Below are 18707 nucleotides of genomic sequence, written 5' to 3'. Positions count from 1 at the left end.
CCGTTTGGCAGAATTAGGGGCCAGGGCGGCACGCGGCCCTCATCTGTTTTGCAGCGAGCGTTCATGTCAGACCAATCCCTCGTCACCAAAGCCAGGCTCGGAGTGAGCGGGCTCGACAATATCCTCGTGGGTGGTCTGACGCGTGGTCATCTTTATCTTCTCGAAGGCAGCCCGGGCACCGGCAAGACCACCATCGCGCTGCAGTTCCTGCTGGATGGCGCGCAGAATGGCGAGACCGGTCTCTATGTGACCCTGTCGGAGACCGAAGACGAGCTGCGCATGACCGCGACCTCGCACGGCTGGGAGCTGGGCCAGCAGTTTGAAATCTTCGAACTGGCGCCACCCGAAAGCCTGTTGGACGCCGAGCAGCAACAGACGCTGCTGTATTCCTCGGACCTGGAGCTGGGCGAGACCACCAAGGCGATGTTCGAGGCGGTGGAGCGTATCAAGCCCGACCGTATCGTGCTCGATAGCCTCTCGGAAATTCGGCTTCTTGCCCAGAGTTCGCTCCGGTATCGGCGGCAAATCCTGCTGCTCAAGCACTATTTCGCCCGCAATGGCGCCACGGTGCTGATGCTGGATGATCTGACCACTGAATCCAACGACAAGACAGTGCACTCCGTTGCCCATGGCGTGGTGCGACTGGAAGAGCTGGCGCCCGACTATGGCGCCGAGCGGCGGCGGCTGCGCGTGCTCAAATATCGAGGCCAGTCCTATCGCGGCGGTTATCACGATTTTATCATCCGGCGCGGCGGCGTTGAGGTGTTCCCGCGCCTGGTGGCGGGCGAACACAAGACGAATTTCGAACGCAGTGTGCTGACCAGCCGGATCGGCGCCCTCGACGCCTTGCTGGGCGGCGGGCTGGAGCGCGGCTCCAGTGCCTTGGTGCTGGGTCCGGCCGGCGCGGGCAAATCGCTGCTGACCATGCATTTCGCCAAGGCGGCGGTGGAGCGCGGCGAGCGGGTTGCGCTGTTTATCTTCGACGAGGAACTAGGCCTGCTGTTCGCCCGCGCCAAGGCGATGTCGATCGATCTGGCGGCGATGCAGGCGACGGGCAACCTGTTCATCGAGCAGCTCGATGCCGCCGAATTGTCGCCCGGCGAATTCGCGCATAGGGTGCGGGCACGGGTCGATGCCAACCAGGTCAAGACCGTCGTGATCGACAGCCTCAACGGCTATCAGGCGGCGATGCCCCAGGAACACGCGCTGCTGCTGCATATGCATGAACTGCTGCAATATCTGAACCGGCAGGGCGCCACCACCTTCGTCACCGTGGCCCAGCATGGTCTCGTGGGTGACATGAAATCGCCGGTCGATATCACCTATCTGGCCGATAGCGTCATCCTGCTGCGCTATTTCGAGGCGCTCGGCCGGGTGCGTCGCGCCATCTCGATCATCAAGAAGCGCACCGGTGATCACGAGGATACGATCCGCGAATACCGCATCGGGCGCACCGGTCTTTCCATCGGCGAGCCGCTGGAGGATTTCCAGGGTGTCTTGCGTGGCGTTCCCACCTATACTGGTGCCAGCAGGCCGCTGCTGGGACCCGAAGAACCCCCACTGGACGGCGTACGCGACTTCCTGTCGGCCGGAGACGAACGGGTGTGATCAACTCTGAGCGTGCATTGGTGCTTGCCCCGGCCGGCCGCGATGGTCCGCTGGCGGTATCGCTCTTGCAGGGCGTTGGCCGACAGGCCGAGAACCGGGAGGATGTCGCCGAACTGGTCGCCGGCCTGCAGGAGGGCGCAGGGCTCGCCATCATTGCCGACGAGGCGCTGCAATATGCCGATCTGGGCGCGCTGACGCGCTGGATCGAGGAGCAGCAGCCCTGGTCCGATTTCCCCTTCATCGTGCTGACCAAGCGCCTGGGCGGCCCCGAACAGAACCCGCTGCTGGCGACGCTGCAAACCGCATTGGGCAACGTCATTTTCCTGGAGCGGCCGTTCCACACCACGGCCCTGGTCAATGTGGTTGACAACGCGCTGCGCGGCCGTCGCCGGCAATACCAGGCGCGGCGCTATCTTGGAGACTTGCGCGAGGGCGAACAAAATCTGACGACGGCGCTGTTGGCCGGCCGCATGGGCAGCTGGGAACTCGATATTGCCGAGCAGCGGCTGAGCGGTTCGGACCAGTTCAAGGCCTGCTACGGCCGCGCCCCGGGAGATGTGTTCCTGTTCGCCGACCTGATCGAATCCATCGGCTGGTCCGACCAGAGCCGCGTGCAGCGTGCCATGGACGATGCGATCGAGACCGGCGCGGACCTGGTGATCGAATACCGCGTCAACTGGCCCGACGGCAGCGAGCATTGGGTCGATGCGCGCGCCCGCGTGCTGACTGGCCTTTCGGGCAAGCCGGCCAGGATCATCGGCGTGACCTCCGACATTACCGAGCGCAAGCAGGCCGATGCGTTCCGCGACGAGATGGTGCAGGAGCTGGCGGTCGAACGCGAACGCACCCAGGAGGCCCTGCGCGGCGAACGCGCGCTGTCGGGCCTGTTGATGACCAGCGTGCCTGCCGGCATCGTCGCCTATGATCCCGACCTCAATGTCACCATCTGGAACCCCGTTATGGAGCGCCTGTTCGGCGTCAGCGCCGCAGAGGCCAAGGGCCGCCCGCTGGCCGAACTGATCGGCGCCGGGCAGGGCGACGCGATCACGCCGCGCCTGCACGATGCGCTGGCCGGCGTGTCGGGGCCGATCGAGGAGATCGAACTGACCACGGAAGCCGCCGGCCAGATCGCGCTGGAAAGCCAGCATGCGCCCCTGCGCGGCGGCGACGGTCAGATCGTGGGCGGCGCGGCCTTTTTCCGCGAAATGACCGACCGGCGCCGCGCCGAGGAACAACTGCGCCAGGCCCAGAAGATGGAAACCATCGGCCAGCTTACCGGCGGAGTGGCGCATGATTTCAACAACCTGCTGGCCGCCATCCAGGGCAATCTCGAACTGCTGCGCAAGCGCATGCCCCCCGATCCGCAACTGCATCGATTTATCGATGGCGCCCTGCAGGGCGCCCATCGCGGCGCCTCGCTGACCTCTCGGCTGCTGGCCTTCGCGCGGCGCCAGGACCTGCGCCCCCTGCCCACCGATCTGGCGCAATTGCTCGAAGGCATGCGCGCCTTGCTGGAGCGTTCGATCGGCCCGCTGATCGCCGTACAATTCGATCTGGCGCCCGATCTGCCACCTGCCAAGGTCGATCCCAACCAGCTTGAACTGGCCATCCTGAACTTGGCCGTCAATGCCCGCGACGCCATGCCCGATGGCGGCACGCTGCGCGTGACCCTCAACCAGCGCGAGGGCGCCTGGCAGGGACTGGGCCTTGATGGCAGCTTCCTGCGCCTGAGCGTGATCGATAGCGGTTTCGGCATGGACGACGCCACGCTCAAAAGCGCAATCGAGCCGTTTTTCTCTACCAAGGAACTTGGCAAGGGCACGGGCCTGGGCCTGTCCATGGTGCATGGCCTCGCCGTGCAACTGGGCGGCGCCCTCAAACTGGTCAGCCAGCCTGGCAAGGGTACCACCGCCGAACTGTGGCTCCCCGTATCAACCGCACCCGTCGAGGAGGTTTTGGAAATGGAACCTGTCAAAGCTGACGCGCCAGCGTCCATCATTCTGGTGGTCGATGACGACGCGCTGATCAACATGAACACCGTCGATATGGTCGAGGACCTTGGCCATACCGTGCTCGAAGCCTATTCGGGCAAGCAGGCGCTGGAAATCCTGGGGAGCGGCAAGCGTATCGATGCGCTCATCACCGATTACGCCATGCCGGGCATGACCGGCGTGGAATTGGCCAACAAGGCGCGCGAGCTGTATCCGGAACTGCCGATCCTGCTGGCCACCGGCTATGCCGATCTGCCCAGCGGCACCACCACCGATTTGCCGCGCTTGTCCAAGCCCTATCAGCAGGCCGAACTGGCCGCGCACCTGTCGCGCCTGCTGATGGCGCGTCCGCTCGAAGCTTAGGCCGCCCCGGTCAATGAACCGCCGCCGAATTCGCCACTAGGGAGGCCCCTTGTTCCGCTCCAACCCCTTGGCTGGTATCGATTTGGCGGCATTGTTCGATGCCGCGCCGAATCCCTATGTGGTGTTGGACCTTAACCTGGTGATCTTTGGCGCCAACGAGGCCTATCTTAAGGTCGTCGGCCGCGCGCGCGACGAAATTACCGGACGGCACGTGTTCGATGCCTTTCCCAGCGACCCGCAATCGCCGCCCGGCCGCCTGCTGCGTGAATCGCTGGCCAAGGTGCTGCAGACCCAGCGCCCCGACCACATCGCGCTGATTCCCTACAATACCGCGCGGGCCGGCGAGCCGGCGCAGATGCGCCATTGGAGCGCAACTCATACGCCGATCTTCGACGAGAACGGCGCTATGACATTCATCCTGCAGCACACCACCGACATTACTGAGCTCGAAGCCTTGCGCCAGGGCGACAGCGTGTCGACCCCGGACCAGTCGGACCTGTTTGCTCGCGCGGCGGCGGTGCAAGCGGAAAATACCGCACTGTCCGGGCAGACGGCGCGTCTGCGAGCGCTGTTCGAGCAGGCTCCCAGCTTCATGGCGCTGCTGAGCGGGCCCAATCATGTCTTCGAACTGACCAATGCGGCTTACCGCAAACTGATCGGTCATCGCCACGACGTCATCGGCCAGTCGGTGGCCGAGGCGCTGCCCGAAGTGGTGGAGCAAGGCTTCATCGGCCTGCTCGACCAAGTCTATCGCACGGGCGAACCCTTTGTCGGCAAGGGCGCCAAAGTGCTGTTGCAGCAGGCGCCGGACGAGCCCCTGGAAGAGGCCTATCTCGATTTCATCTACCAGCCGATGCGCGATGCCGCCGGAGCGACGATCGGCATTTTCGTGCAGGGCCACGACATCACCGAGCAGAAAAAAGCCGAGGCCGACCTAGCCCGGCAGGGCCAATTCTTGCGCTTGGCGCAAGAGGCCGGCGGCATCGGCACTTTCGAATGGGACCTCGCCACCAATTTGGTCAGTTCGTCCCCGGCCTTCCGCGTGCTCTACGGCTTTGCGCCCGACGAGGACGTTCCGGCGACCCGCTTTGCCGAAATCGTGCATCCCGACGATCGCGAGCGCCTGGCGACGTCGCAGCAGCAATCGCTGGAGCAGGGGCTCAAAGCCACGGAATATCGCGTCATCACCCCCACCGGCACGCGCTGGATCGGCCGGCAGGGCACCATCATCCATGGACCGGACGGCAAGCCAGAGCGCGTGCTCGGCGCTGCCTACGACCTGACCGAGCGCAAGGAGGCCGAGACGCAGATGGCCATGCTGGCCCAGGAATCGGCGCATCGGATCAAGAACATGCTGGCGCTGGTACAGGCCATCGCCACTCAGACGATGCGCAATTCAGCTGACCTGACCGAAGCGCGCGACGCCATCGGCGCGCGGCTGGTGGCCTTGGGGCAAGCGCAGGACCTGCTGACCCATGGCAGTGGCAGCGCCGCCGGGATACGCGACGTCGTCGTCGCCGCGACGCGCCTGCACAGCGAAACCTTCGGGCGTGTCCATATCGAAGGCCCCAATGTGCTGCTGGAGCCAAAGGCCGTGCTTGGCCTCGGCCTGATGCTGCATGAGCTGGGGACCAATGCGCTGAAATATGGTGCGTTCAGCGTGCCTGAAGGCCGCGTCGAGGTGCGCTGGACCAGCGATGGAAAAGCCATCGATTGGAGCTGGCGGGAAATTGGTGGTCCGCCGGTGGTCGAACCCCAGCGGAAGGGCTTCGGCTCGCGGCTGATCGAGCGCGGCCTGAGCGGCAATCTGGGCGGCGACGTGATGCTGGACTACGCTCCGGACGGACTGGTGTGCCACGCCCGGATTAGCATCGCCAAGGGCTAGCGCAGGCCCGCTTCTTCCAGCAAGCCGGCGCGCTTGGCGTCGTAATAATAGCCACTGGCATAGAACCGCATGGCCTGGTCTTCATTGCCGCGCGCCGTCACATAGGCGCCGGCAAGATACTTGGCCGCATAGCGCAGATTGGTATCGGCATCCAATAGGCCACCGGGGCTGCCGCTATAACCCATGCCGCGCGCGGTGGCGTGGCTGATCTGCATCAAGCCGAAATAGGGCCCGTTGCGGGCGCCCGGATTATAGCCGCTCTCGCGCACGATGACGCGGCGGATCAGCCGCTCGGGTACATTATAGGCCGAGGCATATTTGGCGATCAGCGGATCGATGGCCGGACGGCTCGGCCCTGTTGGGGCGAACGACGCCTGCACCACCGGAGCGGCATTGGGCGAGGCGAAAGCCAGCAGGCCCGCCAGCGGATTGCTGTCATGCTCCTCGGCTGCGGCCGCCTGTTCGGCGGCTTCGTGCTGTGGGGCGGGCTTGGGCGCCGCCAGCGCCGCCGTCGGACCGGGCGCCATCTTGAACGAGCTCATCGAGCAGCCCGACACTGCCAGGCTCAGAAGGGCCACGCCCGCTACCGTGATTGCCGTTTGTCGCATGCAGTGTCCCGTAATCTGTCGCGCCACCTTAACCGATTTGCCCCATTGCGGCGATAGGGCACAATCGCGGCCCTATCATGGCAGAAAGCGGGCGCAAAACCTTGGGAAGCTTCCGCCGCGGACGCAATTGTCAATTGCCTTCCCCCCATGGATGGCTATGAGTAAAAATTGAAGGACCCTCTGGCAGTCCCTTCGCATCTGGATGGGGCTTTGATGAGCAAGCGCAATTCCTTGGGCGCCCGACTGCGCTACGAGTTCGATAAGTCCATGTCGGCCGGCCCGGTCGCGCTGATCGGCTGGCTGGCGCTGATCTCCTTCGTGGTCATCATCGTGGCCGCTTTCGTGCTGGTCCTGTTCCGCCTGTCCCCGGAGGGCCAGCCGCCGGTCGACTTCTTCGAGGCCTTCTGGGAATCCCTGATGCGCTCGATGGATGCTGGCACCGTGGCCGGAGATACCGGCTGGGCCTACCGCATCGTCGGGCTGGTGGTCACCATCGCGGGCATCTTTATCTTCTCCACCCTGATCGGCGTGCTCTCCTCGGGCATCCAGTCCACGCTCGATGAATTGCGCAAGGGCCGCAGCCAGGTTCAGGAGACCGACCACACCATCATTCTGAACTGGAGCCCTTCGGTATTCGACATTATCGGCGAACTGGTGGTGGCCAATAAAAGCCGCAAGAAGCCGCGCATCGTCATCATGTCCACCCGCGACAAGGTCGAGATGGAAGACGAGATCGCCGCCAAGGTGCCCAAACTGGGCAATACTCGCATCATTTGCCGCCATGGCGATCCCACCGACCTCTATGACCTGACGCTGACCTCGCCGCAGACGGCCCGCTCCATCATCGTGGTCTCGCCCGAACAGGGCGACGACGAGACCGACGATGTCGATAGCCGCGTCATCAAGACCATCCTGGCTCTGGTCAACGACCCGCGCCGCCGCGCCGAGCCGTACCGGATCGCGGCCGAAATCCGCCATGCCCACAATGCCGAGGTTGCCCGCGTCGTCGGTGGCAAGGAAGTCCAGCTGGTGCTGGCCGACGACCTGATCGCCCGCATCGTGGTGCATTCCTCGCGCCAGTCGGGCCTTTCGGCAGTCTATTCCGAGCTGTTGGACTTCGACGGCTGCGAAATCTACACGCTGGAACAGCCCGACCTCGCCGGCAACGTCTTTGGCGACAGCCTGATGGCCTATGAGGGCTCCACCCTGATTGGCCTCTGCGCCCCCGATGGCAGCGTCACCCTCAATCCGCCCATGGACACCGTGATCCTGCCCGGCACCAGGGCGATCATCATCGCCGAAGACGACGCCGCGGTCCGCATCGCCACCGACAATATCAGCGTCGACATCACCGCCATCCGCGTTGCCGAACACCAGCCGGCTTTGCCCGAGCGCACCCTGATCCTGGGTTGGAACCGTCGCGCCAAAGTTATCGCCTACGAACTGTCGCGTTATGTCGCGCCCGGCTCGGTGCTCGCCATCGCCGCCGATACGCCCGATCTCGACGACGAAGTCGCTGCGCTTGCCATTGCCAGCGACAACCTCTCGGTCGCCTATGGCCGGGTCGACACCACCAGCCGCACCGCGCTTGAGGGCCTCGACATCCCCAGCTACGACCACGTGCTGGTGCTGGGCTATTCCGACCTCATGGCCGCCCAGCCCACCGATACCCGCACGCTGGTGACCCTGCTGCATCTGCGCAAGATCGCCGACGCCGCCGGCATCCACATCAATGTCGTCAGCGAAATGATCGACGTGCGCAATCGCGAGTTGGCCGAAGTCACCCGCGCCGACGATTTCGTGGTGTCCAACAAGCTGGTCAGCCTGATGCTGGCCCAGGCCTCGGAAAACGATTCCCTGGCTGCCATTTTCGACGAACTGCTCGACGAGGAAGGCTCGGAAATCTACATGCGCCCCGCCCAGGATTATGTGGCGCTGGGCCAGCCGGTCAATTTCTACACCATCACCCAGGCCGCCCGCGACCGCGGCGAAGTCGCCATGGGTTACCATCGCCCCCGTCCCGGCGCCGTGGCCGGCGGCATCGTGGTCAATCCAGTAAAGTCGAAAGCCATGGACTATGTCGCCGGTGACCGCCTGATCGTACTGGCACGCGATTGACCTACAAGAAATCCAGCATGCTGGAAGGATCCACCCCTGAAATGAGACGATTTAGGCGTTCATCCCCAGTTGCGCCGCCGCGCGGCTTTGGCTAGGTTGCGCCCATTCAGCCGGAGCCCCGCTCCGCCTCACGGATGCACCCGTAGCTCAGCTGGATAGAGCGCTGCCCTCCGAAGGCAGAGGTCACAGATTCGAATTCTGTCGGGTGCGTCAAAAACCACAATATTATCAGTGAGATATGGATCGGCTTTGGTTGAGGCGTGTTGGGTAATTAAAACTTGCAACCACGTTGCTACCAGCTGATTTCGTATTGCGGCGTGCCGGTTCGCTTAATCTGCGGCGTCACCGCGTCCGTAAGGAGCACAACCGGTCAGAGTGATGTTTGTAGCGCGGCAGCGCAATTCGCCCAAACACACGAATCTGGGGCAGATGTCCGCAGGGGCCGTCATGTCGCCGCCCACTGACTACTCAAGCTTGCAAACTCAGCGTAGCGCGAGCCTGCGATCGCGTTTTGATGTACCCCCTTATGACGACCAGCACACAGACAGCCAGTGCGGTGCGGAATCGGCGTGCCCACCAACAGCGCCTGGCCCTCAAGACCGAGCATCACGCGTTCGGTCGACAACGGGTGGCCAGGAGCTGTGAGCTTGAGAACATCTGCTGCGGTCATTAGTCCCGCGGCGAAGGAGAGGAAGGGCAGCGCTGCGTCGGTGTGCTCTCCTTCCATCGTCATCTGGGGTGTGGTGGACGAATCCGCGGCGCATCTGGTGGGGGCGAAGTTCTTGTCGGGCGGGAACACGCAGAGCGAGCATGCTTTCGCACCGGGTATATGCCGCATCAAGGTCGACTGCCAGTTTCGGACTGTGGTGGCGTAGATCTGGATCGGTGGAAAACCCATCTCGATGTGGTAGCGCACGTTAAACTCGTGGGCGGCCGAGATCAGGACGTCCGTTGAGCCGGCTATGCGGCTGACCCCGACAACGTGGCGTGGGAGTCGAAGTGGCGATGCGGCGGTCGAGTTAACGCGATAGGGCGGTGCTCACGCTAGTGCGTGATCGCCAAAAACCACTTGCCGCAGGCTAAATCGAGAACATCTGGATTTGTCGTCATAGGCTATTACCTCCCAGGGTAGCCCGCGCGCCTAGACTGTCAGGGCGGATATGGTTGTCACTCATTCTTACACCAGGCCTACTGGAAGCTTAAGCGTTGGGGGCAATATCTCATAGTGCGACCCGAAGCATTTGTGCCTCGTTGTTATGGTGCAGTTCTCAGGACCCTGAAGTCGCGGTATGATAGTTTAAGTACGGCGGGTCGACGGTGCAGTACTTTCGTACGGCTGAATACGGTGACCTCGCGTATTCCGTACGCAGCGTTACAGGCAATCACAGGGTGAGCAATTGGTCGAATGCGATCTCGTCATGAAGGGCGGCGTCACCTCGGGCGTTGTCTATCCGAACGCTATCGTCGAAGTGGCGCGAAAATATCGGCTTAGCAATATTGGCGGTACCTCTGCCGGCGCCACCGCGGCAGTCATCGCCGCCGCTGCCGAATATCGACGGCAATCGTCCACGGCCGGCAGCGATTTCGCGGGTTTTGATGCGACTGCCAAGATCGCTGAGGAGCTGGGAACGAACATGCTCAACTTGTTCCAACCATCACCTGATCTCACCAAGCTGTTCTCAATCGCGATGTCTGCGATGGGAGCGGGCAAGAAAGGCCGGGTATGGAAAGTCCTATCTGCTGTTCCCGGCGCGTATCCTTGGCACGTGGTTCTAGCCCTCGCGATTGGGCTTGTACTGGTCCTGGTAGGCGTTGCAAGTGAGTCTGGCGCTTGTCGTTCTCGGTGCAGTCCTAACAATCGTGCTTATCGCGGCCACTCTGGTCTTAGACATGGCAATTTTTGTAGCGCTTCCGGGTCACGATTTCGGAATCTACTCTGGCCTCGCTCAGCCCCATCTCTTGAAGAAGAAGCGCGTGCAGCAGCCGGCCCTTACTGAATGGTTGGCTGACAAGATCGACCTCGTGGCCGCCGTGACCCCAACGGAGGTCCGCTGACCGTTGGTTAACTGGAAGCGTTCGGCATTAATGTCGCGGCGGTCACTACGGACCTATCGTCGCATCGCCCTTTCCAGCTGCCACTGAAGAGCCGTCATCATTACTTCAGTAAGGCCGAGTTTGAGAAACTGTTTCCGCCGCGGATCATGGCCTACCTTATGCGGGACGCCGTGCCGCTCGCGGATGCCACGCCAGCCGATCTTTACCCACTTCCGGTTGGAACTGCATTTCCGGTTGTGTTGGTCGCTCGCATGAGCCTCAGCTTTCCCGGACACAGAGTATGGTCGCCAGGTGGGCACGATCCTGACGACGCAGTTCGATTTCGATGAGCATCGGTGGCGCAGGGTCCTACCCCTGCTGCCTGAGCTCGAGGACTCATTGCGAGCCTTCGCCAACAGCCATGGTTCGCGTCCGGCTGGAAGCGCTGTCGGGACACCCACCTATGCCGAGATACTCACCGGCCACGAGGCGATTTCCTACGAGAACTCCCAGAAATGGCGCGACGAGGTTCTCGCTCCGTTTGCCACAGCAATTGCCAGGATCGGTACAGAGGCGCAGGCTCAGATCAATCCGACAAGGAGACGACGGTCGCCTCGGGCACGGTACCGGCGGTAGACTCACACCTTCGTTTGGTAGCCGATACCGATCGGGCGCCAAGGCGACCAGCCGACAGTTAGGAAGGTAGCAGGTGTTCTTTTTCCAACATGCCGGTCGGCGTCACATCCTTCCTTCGTCGCTTCGCACCGAGGTGTTGAGAGAAACCCTGGGCCAGATTGACCGGTATTTGTCCCTCCCACCAGAGGAGAGGTTGCAGTCCGATGTGCCCACTGTCTGGAAGCGCCCCTGGAAGGTGATGTGCTCGAGGCGTTGACGACCCTCTCCTATGTGGGAAGAGTGGGACAAATTTCATTGGCCAGGGCCGAATTTGGAGGGGTGTTGTACCTGTTACACCGGAGGCTGTTGGCGGCGTTGGGCCGACGTCAAGCGAGCATCCCGCGGCTGCCAAGCACCTGGCGTGAACTCTTCGCTCGTGCCGGCTTTAGCCGCGAACTGGATGAGGCGCGTCAGCGGCTACAGACAGAAGACGACGGATTGCAGGCTGAAGCACCGATGAAACTGTTTGAGCAAAAGGGGCGCTGCGCTCACGAGAGTTGAAATCCGAAACTTCAAGTCCCTGGAGTTCATCGATTTCAAGATGCCGGAAGGAATGGCCCCGGCGACGACGAGCGAATACACCGACCTCACGAGAGCGCCATGTCTTCTGATCCTCGGTGAGAACGCTACGGGCAAAAGCAGCATACTGGAAGCGATGGCCTTGACGGCGACGTCCGATGAGTTGCGCCAAAGCCTCGTCCCCGAAGCCGGAAAGCTCAGACTCAATCCCGTCTACATGGTAGGAGTGGGAAGCCCTGCACCCGACGCGAGCAGCGTCGTTCTGCCCTTTGGCGAGATCCAACTCGGTCTCTCGATATCAGACGAGGGCCTGAGGCCGGACGGTACCGCCACCCGACCGCTCGTCTTCGCCTATGGCGCACATAGGCTATTTGGGAAACGGCGGCGGTCGGGAGACCTCCGCCATATAGACACGCTGTTCGAGAACGACCAGCAGCTTTCCAATCCGGCACCCTGGCTGATCGAACTCGAGAAAGGCAGGCCCGAAAATCTCAACGAGGTGATGAGCGCGCTGCGGCACATCATACAAATCGATGGTGAATTCCAAAATATCGAGGTCGCACGCGAGGGCAGGAAGAGGCGCTGCTACATCAACATCCGCAAGACGCGTCCGGATGGCTCGACCTATCTTCTACGACAACGGCTAGATGCGGCCTCATCGGGATACCGAGCAGTGCTAGCGCTCGTCTGCGACATCTTTCAGGGGCTCATGGAAAACGCGCCAGTCGTGTCGATCGACGAGGGCGGTGGAAGCTACCGCGCAGAGGCGAGCCGCGCGACTGAGCGACGCGATAGTGCTTATCGACGAGATCGAGGCTCACCTACATCCACGTTGGAAACTGCGGATCATAGCGGGTCTCCGAGCGGCATTGCCGCGGGTTATTTTTGTCATCACCTCGCCTGATCCACTCTGCTTGCGCGGTATGCGCAAGGGTGAAGTCATGATGCTCAACCGCTATCAAAACCTTGTATTGGGCCAAAACCGGACCATGCCCGAGGTTGTGGAGCGCGCGGTTGACTTCGATGATATTGAAAACTTCACCATCGAACAGTTGCTCACCTCGGACCTGTTCCAGCTGTACCCGCCTAGGCTCGGCTTTATGAACTGCGGTCATTCCGCCCCGAAAAGGCCTCCGCTTCAGTTCTCGCGACAGAATTTACAAATTCGAATGCTGTTGTTTCCCGTCAGTTGCAGGAATTCAATGGAAAGCCGCTTTCACGTTAAGGAGCTTTAAACGGGATGCCAACGAAGGGGTCTCACCACATTTCAGCACTTGGATCCGATAGGCGCTTTCGCACTTCAAGTGCAGTAGGCTTGCCGCGGTGCCGCCGTTCGGGCTACGCCGATTTGGGGATGTAGGGGCACTGGTCACCGACGTGGTTACGCTGCATTGTCAGGCATAGGGGAAGCCGACTTGCGCTACGAATTTTGCATCATTGGCGGGGGGATTGTGGGGCTGGCGACGGCGCGGGCGCTGTTGCGCGCGCGGCCGGGGGCGAGCCTTGTGGTGTTGGAAAAAGAGGCCGCGCTTGGCTTGCATCAGACCGGGCGCAATTCGGGCGTGATCCATTCGGGCATCTATTATGCGCCGGGCAGCCTGAAGGCTTTGCTCTGTGCCGAAGGCATGCTGCGCACCAAGCAGTACTGCCGCAGCCACGGCATTGCGTTTGAGGAACGCGGCAAACTGATCGTCGCCACCTCGCCGCTCGAGGTCGAGCGATTGGCCAAGCTCGAAGCGCGAGCCTCCATCAACGGGATTGCCGCGGAGGCCCTGTCGCCAGCCGACATTGCCAAGCATGAACCAGATATAGTGGGCCTGCGCGGCCTATTGGTGCCCAGCGCCGCAATCGTCGACTACAAACAGGTGCTGGAGGCGCTGGCGCAAGACATCAGGCAAGCAGGAGCAGAAATCCGCTTTGGCGTCGCGCCTACGAGCATACGCGAGGAGGCCGGCGGCGTCACTATCGATACGTCGGACGGCTCGGTGCAAGCGGGGCAATTGGTGGCGTGTGCGGGGCTGCAATCGGACCGCGTAGCGCGGCTGGCGGGGCTCGACATCGATTTCGCCATCGTGCCGTTCCGGGGCGAATACTATCGGCTCGCGCCGCGGCGCGATAATCTGGTACGGGCGATGATTTACCCGGTGCCTGACCCCGGCCTGCCTTTCCTGGGCATTCACCTGACGCCGATAATCGACGGGGGAATCAGCGTCGGGCCCAATGCCGTGCTTGGACTGGCGCGGGAGGGCTATGTCAAGGGACAGTTTTCGCTTGGCGACATGGCCGAAATGGCCCGTTTCCCGGGCTTCTGGCGCACATTGGGTAACAATCTTGGGTCCGGTCTCGAAGAGATGGCCAATAGCCTGTTGCGCCGGCGATACCTGGCGGCGTGCCGGAAGTATTGTCCGGGACTGGAGATCGAGGACCTGACCCCAATGCCCGCCGGTATCCGCGCGCAGGCCGTCAAGCGGGACGGGACGATGGTGCAGGACTTCTTGTTCATCGAGGCCGGTCGCATGCTGCATGTCTGCAATGCGCCTTCGCCAGCGGCCACCTCGGCGCTGCCAATCGGCGAGCGCATTGCCAAAAGAGTTTTGTCCCCTGAACATGCGCCCGCTTAAGGCAGTGGCTAGTTTGCGGGCGCTCGGGTGATCAGGCGCTGATAGAGGCGCACGGTCTCCTCGTCGGGACCGACGCCCAGCTCATTGCGCAAGCGGCGGGTGCATTCCTCATAGAGCTGCCGCAAAGAGGAAAACTGCCCGTTGGCGGCCGCGTCATACATCAGGGCCCGATGGGCGCCTTCATGATAGGGATCCACTTGCAGCAGCCGCTGGGCGCAAAACAGGCGGTGGTGAGCCGTTAGCGGGCTGTCCGGCAGCACGGCCCGCGAAATGGCGCTCACGAAATCGTAACGCAGCGCCGACCGCTTGTAGGACAGCCACTCCTCAAAGCCTTCGCCCGCCGCGCGCAGCGACCCCAGCAGCTCACCATTGTAGATTTCGCACATCTGCACCCAGGCCCTGGGCGTTGGGTTGGCGACAAGTTCGACGAACTCAGCAAGATCGAAATAGATATGCTCATTTAGCGTGAGCCAGGCCATGTTGGGATCGGTCGCCAACAGATGCAGGTCATTGTCGTCCTGAAAGCGGCGAACGCGGACAAGCGATTGCCTTATATCGGCGCTGGCCTGCTCCGAGCCGCCATCCGACCAGATCAGATCCCCGACGCGCCGACGCAAGACTGGCTTGCCACGCCCTTCGAGCAGTACATAAACCAGAAAGCGCAGGAAGTTGATCGGCGGATTGACCAAACGTCCGCCCACCGATACGTGGCAATCTCCAAAGCTCAGTATAGATGCCGTAGGTGTACTGCTCTTAATCATCAAGGTGACAATCTGTACAACGCACTCTCGAACGTGAGCCAACACCGTGGCTCGCGCGCCGATTGGCGAGGGCCACGCTGCAACTTAGTTCACAATCGGAATTTAATGAAAATCGCCGCCAAAAGCGAACGAAATCAACTGAATCCGTGATCAACTCTTCCGGACCGCCGTAATGCAGCTAAAGCAGTTTTGCTCTATCAACTTTATAGTGCCTGCGGGCGGTAGCGATTGGTCTCGGATATATTTATTAACCGACTAAACGCCTCGAATTGTTACTGGCATGCTGGTGCTCGATTGCCCGGGCGCGTAGCTGGGGCGGCGGTCGAAAGACCTGAACACGGCGGCGGCCTGGGTTCTGTTGTGAACCTTGAGCTTGCGGATGATATTGTGCACATGCACCTTAACCGTGTGCTCAGACAGCTCCATCTTGACCGCGATGATCTTGTTCTGCAGGCCATCGGACATCAACTCGAGCACTTCCGCTTCGCGGCTGGACAACACCCCGGCGCCATCGGCTTCGGGTTGGCCGTCGCTGCCGGTGTGTTGACTACGACGTGTCAGGAACCCGCGAGCCGCAGATCTTGGACTTGCGGCGCTGGGGAAGTATTCGCCGCCATTGAGCAGCAGCCAAATAGTGGCAAGCCAGACATTGATCTGCAGGTTAAAAGGCACGAGGCCCTGGATAGCGCGCTCGGCGACCACCGCCCGCAAGGCCGGATCCTCGTTCCAGCCGCTCTCCACCATCAAGGCTAGCGGCGTATTCGGATAGCGCTCGCGGCATTGCGCGATAACATTGGCAACGTTGCGAAAAGCGAAGGCGTCCAACAGGATAAGGCGCGGAAGGAAGCCTTCCTCATCATCATCTGGCAGCTGACTTGAAAGCGTAATCCCAACTTGTGGGAAGCACTGCTGAGCAGATTTGAGCAGGCTTTGGAAGGTCACGCCGGTATCGGCGAGTATGAGAATGCCGTCGCGGCCCTCGGCATCCTGGGAAGGAGTAGTGTGCCAAATTGCGTAGATTCCCTGTTCGGTACTAAGGCTGGTTACTTCAGACATTTACGACCCCGTATGATAAGGCTCTTTACCTTAAGTATTTCTACCGCACTTTAATGGAACATAGCTTGCGTGACTCGCCCGTGACTCTCCACTCGGACGAATTAGGCCGATTTAGGGTTTTTGGGTATTGGGGACTGCCTGCATCGGCGGGCCTTGCTGGCTAGTCCGAACGGACGATGCGGTGAGCGGCGCCGCCCGGTAAATCATCATTATTTCTCGGTGGGGCGGGACTTTAGTGACGAGCGGCGATGAGCAATTGTCCGCTTCGGCTGGCCAGCGTCGGTACGGGCGATCGATGCGCTTCAATGGAGTCTGTGCGCTGAAGGGCCAAAGGCGGTGGGTGAGCGGCGCCAACAGATTTGTGAATATTTGGTTAAAGCGGTTCGATCACGCGGAATTGCATCGTGGCTTCGGGCTCGATACTCGGGTTTGACTGTCCGAGTCAGTATACGTCAAATTGATGACGGCCGGCGATTGATCAGGACTAACCACTAAGGAAGCGGGTGGGGATAGTTACGGTGTCGCCGGCATGTTCGAGGTTAGGCAGAGGCGGAGGGCTCGCTAGCCCCCCGCTCAATGGAAGGGGCGACTAGAGAATAAAGTCGCCGCTGCCGAGGTGGATTTGCCCGGTGAGCTGGATCTCGAAGTCATGGACGCCGTCACCGTTCATATCACCCTGGATGACCGTCTGATTGTGGGCTGCATCGATGTGCCATGCAACTTCACCCGCCTTGTGGGTGAACAGCTGGTTGTCCTGAGCAAGGAAGCTGAAGGCTTGATCGCCAGTGAGCTTGGCAATGGCGTCGATACCAGACAGATCAATCTTGTCCTGTCCCTTTACGAAGTCATTGATCACATCCCGGGAACTGGCATTGGTGCCCATGTCCGAGACGGCCTTGAACAAAAAGGTGTCATTGCCGGTACCGCCGGTCATGACATCGCGCCCGGCCCCACCGTAGAGAGTGTCGTGCCCGGCATTGCCATTGAGCACATCGTTGCCTGCCTTGCCGTCAATATAGTTGTCACGGGCATCGCCCGACAGCCGGTCTACGCCCGATGTGCCGGTGAGCTTGATCAAGCCGGCGTCTGGCGTGGAAGGCGTTGTCGTGGGAGGGGGTGTCGTCGAGCCCCCATCTGGCAGCGTCGGTTTGCTGGGCGTTGCTCCAACGCCGATGAAGTCGCTGGCCTTGAGGTTGAGCAGGCCTTTCAGTTCAATCTCGAAATCATGGACTCCGTCGCCATTGATATCGCCCTGGATGACAGTTCGTCCGGTGGCGGCTTCGGTGTGCCAGGCCAGTTCGCCAGGGGTCTTGGTAAAGCTGGCATCGTTGCCGGCGATGAAGGTGAAGTCCTGGTTGCCGGTGAGCTTGCTGTTGGCATCGATCGCCGACAGGTCGATCTTGTCCTGGCCCTGGGTAAAGTCGGTGATGACGTCGCGCGCGCCGGCGCGGCTGCCGATCTCGGCGGCATTGCCGAATACAAATGTGTCATTACCCGTGTTTCCGGTCATCACGTCATAGCCGGCGCCACCATTGATGATGTCATGGCCAGCCATGCCATTGATGGTGTCGTTGCCACCCTTGCCGTTGATCGTGTCGTTGCCGCTGGTTCCCCTGAGCGCGTCCGCACCCTCGGTGGCCGCACCGGTTGGCGTGGTTACGGGCGGGGTGGTCACGGGCGGCACGGTCACCGGTGGCGTTGTGGGGGAAGACGCCTGATGGCCTAGTTGTGCTTCCAACGCGGCGCCGTCGCTGATGTTGCCGGTAAATGCGGGATTGGTGGTAGCGAAGTAGGTTTCGCCCCACTGGCCCTTGCCAATATGATTGTTGGTGATTTGTATGCCGGTCATGGAACCGCCATCGAATTGATTGTCCGTGTAGATAGTATAACCGCCGCCAACCAAAAGGTTGTCCGTTACCACGACGTTGTTGATTGGACCGAAATAGTTGTCGATCATCACTGCGGCCGTTTGTCCGTGGTCGTTGATGACCGTGTTATGCTCGATCCTGAGGTCGGAGATACCTCCGTCCACCTGGATACCGTCATAGTGGGATTCAGATGTACCCCCCAGGTTGTGAATATAGTTGTCCTGGATGAGGACATGGTCGCCGGTGACGCTGATACCGTCTGCCACGCCAGAGATGTCGTTGCCGATAAACTTGCCATAGCCGGAAATGCCCTGACCACCGGCATTGAGCCCGTTAATATCGCAGTTCTGGACAATGACTCCGTCGCTGCCATTCCTGATCTGCACCACCGCGAAGCTGCCCGAAGTGATCTTGCAGTTCTGCAAGGTGACGTTGTCGGCATCAATATAGACACTACCGGTGATGTTGAGCCCCGAGATCACGGTGCCCGCCTTGGTCACGATGATGTCTCCCGAGGGGAGAAGCGTCACGCCGTCAGGGACGCCTGTCGTGGTTGCATCTGGCCATACTGCCATCTGATATTCCTTTGGTTGTTATCAC

General features: G+C 61.3%; 13 protein-coding genes and 1 tRNA gene. 9 read left to right on the top strand and 5 right to left on the bottom strand.

The window, feature by feature from the left end; translation table 11 throughout:
* Positions 1-63 precede the first annotated feature (63 nt).
* Genes ABIB57_RS14735 through ABIB57_RS14725 form a run of 3 tightly spaced genes read left to right on the top strand, consistent with a single transcriptional unit; the run spans position 64 to position 5847 of the window.
* Positions 64-1608, top strand: a complete 1545-nt coding sequence (locus ABIB57_RS14735; RefSeq protein ID WP_354041784.1) for an ATPase domain-containing protein — start codon at positions 64-66, stop codon at positions 1606-1608.
* Entirely contained in the window at positions 1605-3962 is a 2358-nt protein-coding gene (locus tag ABIB57_RS14730) for a hybrid sensor histidine kinase/response regulator (protein ID WP_354041783.1), read from the top strand. Before ABIB57_RS14735 ends, ABIB57_RS14730 begins: the two co-directional genes overlap by 4 nt.
* A gap of 49 nt (positions 3963-4011) precedes the next feature.
* A complete protein-coding gene (locus ABIB57_RS14725; protein ID WP_354041781.1) occupies positions 4012-5847 on the top strand; it encodes a PAS domain-containing protein in 1836 nt (611 codons plus the stop codon).
* On the opposite strand, the gene ABIB57_RS14720 is transcribed toward ABIB57_RS14725, so the two are convergent.
* Positions 5844-6455, bottom strand: a complete 612-nt coding sequence (locus ABIB57_RS14720) for a transglycosylase SLT domain-containing protein (RefSeq protein ID WP_354041780.1) — start codon at positions 6453-6455, stop codon at positions 5844-5846. The two genes, ABIB57_RS14725 and ABIB57_RS14720, sit on opposite strands and share 4 nt — an antisense overlap.
* Before the next feature lie 213 nt (positions 6456-6668).
* Here ABIB57_RS14720 and ABIB57_RS14715 point away from each other — a divergent pair, with 213 nt between their 5' ends.
* Both ABIB57_RS14715 and ABIB57_RS14710 read left to right on the top strand, forming a co-directional pair.
* Positions 6669-8573, top strand: coding sequence for a CASTOR/POLLUX-related putative ion channel (locus tag ABIB57_RS14715; protein WP_354041779.1), 1905 nt, complete (start codon positions 6669-6671; stop codon positions 8571-8573).
* A 136-nt stretch (positions 8574-8709) separates the two neighbouring features.
* Positions 8710-8783: transfer RNA gene (locus ABIB57_RS14710), tRNA-Arg, on the top strand.
* A 235-nt stretch (positions 8784-9018) separates the two neighbouring features.
* Here the strand turns inward: ABIB57_RS14710 and ABIB57_RS14705 are convergent.
* Positions 9019-9489 carry a hypothetical protein gene (locus ABIB57_RS14705; protein WP_354041777.1) on the bottom strand — a complete coding sequence of 157 codons (471 nt, stop codon included), beginning with the start codon at positions 9487-9489 and terminating at the stop codon, positions 9019-9021.
* A gap of 481 nt (positions 9490-9970) precedes the next feature.
* On the opposite strand from ABIB57_RS14705, the gene ABIB57_RS14700 reads away from it, so the two are divergent.
* The 4 genes from ABIB57_RS14700 (at position 9971) to lhgD (ending at position 14422) form a co-directional block, all read left to right on the top strand.
* Positions 9971-10570, top strand: a complete 600-nt coding sequence (locus ABIB57_RS14700; RefSeq protein ID WP_354041776.1) for a hypothetical protein — start codon at positions 9971-9973, stop codon at positions 10568-10570.
* 1178 nt (positions 10571-11748) lie between these two features.
* A complete protein-coding gene (locus tag ABIB57_RS14695) occupies positions 11749-12705 on the top strand; it encodes a hypothetical protein (RefSeq protein WP_354041774.1) in 957 nt (318 codons plus the stop codon).
* 37 nt (positions 12706-12742) lie between these two features.
* Positions 12743-13036: a hypothetical protein gene (locus tag ABIB57_RS14690; protein ID WP_354041773.1), complete on the top strand. Its 294-nt coding sequence runs from the start codon at positions 12743-12745 to the stop codon at positions 13034-13036.
* Positions 13037-13216: 180 nt separating this feature from the next.
* Positions 13217-14422, top strand: coding sequence for an L-2-hydroxyglutarate dehydrogenase (gene lhgD / locus ABIB57_RS14685; protein WP_354041772.1), 1206 nt, complete (start codon positions 13217-13219; stop codon positions 14420-14422).
* A gap of 8 nt (positions 14423-14430) precedes the next feature.
* Here lhgD and ABIB57_RS14680 read toward each other — a convergent pair whose 3' ends face one another.
* The 3 genes from ABIB57_RS14680 to ABIB57_RS14670 form a co-directional block, all read right to left on the bottom strand.
* A complete protein-coding gene (locus ABIB57_RS14680) occupies positions 14431-15123 on the bottom strand; it encodes an AfsR/SARP family transcriptional regulator (protein WP_354041770.1) in 693 nt (230 codons plus the stop codon).
* Between the two features lie 315 nt (positions 15124-15438).
* Entirely contained in the window at positions 15439-16239 is an 801-nt protein-coding gene (locus ABIB57_RS14675) for a helix-turn-helix transcriptional regulator (protein WP_354041769.1), read from the bottom strand.
* Positions 16240-16828: 589 nt separating this feature from the next.
* On the bottom strand, positions 16829-18682 hold the full coding sequence (locus ABIB57_RS14670; RefSeq protein ID WP_354041768.1) for a M10 family metallopeptidase C-terminal domain-containing protein: 1854 nt from the start codon (positions 18680-18682) through the stop codon (positions 16829-16831).
* Positions 18683-18707 lie beyond the last annotated feature (25 nt).

It is taken from the genome of Devosia sp. UYZn731 (assembly GCF_040546795.1).
GTDB lineage: Bacteria > Pseudomonadota > Alphaproteobacteria > Rhizobiales > Devosiaceae > Devosia.
This window is presented reverse-complemented; position numbering and strand designations above follow the sequence as displayed.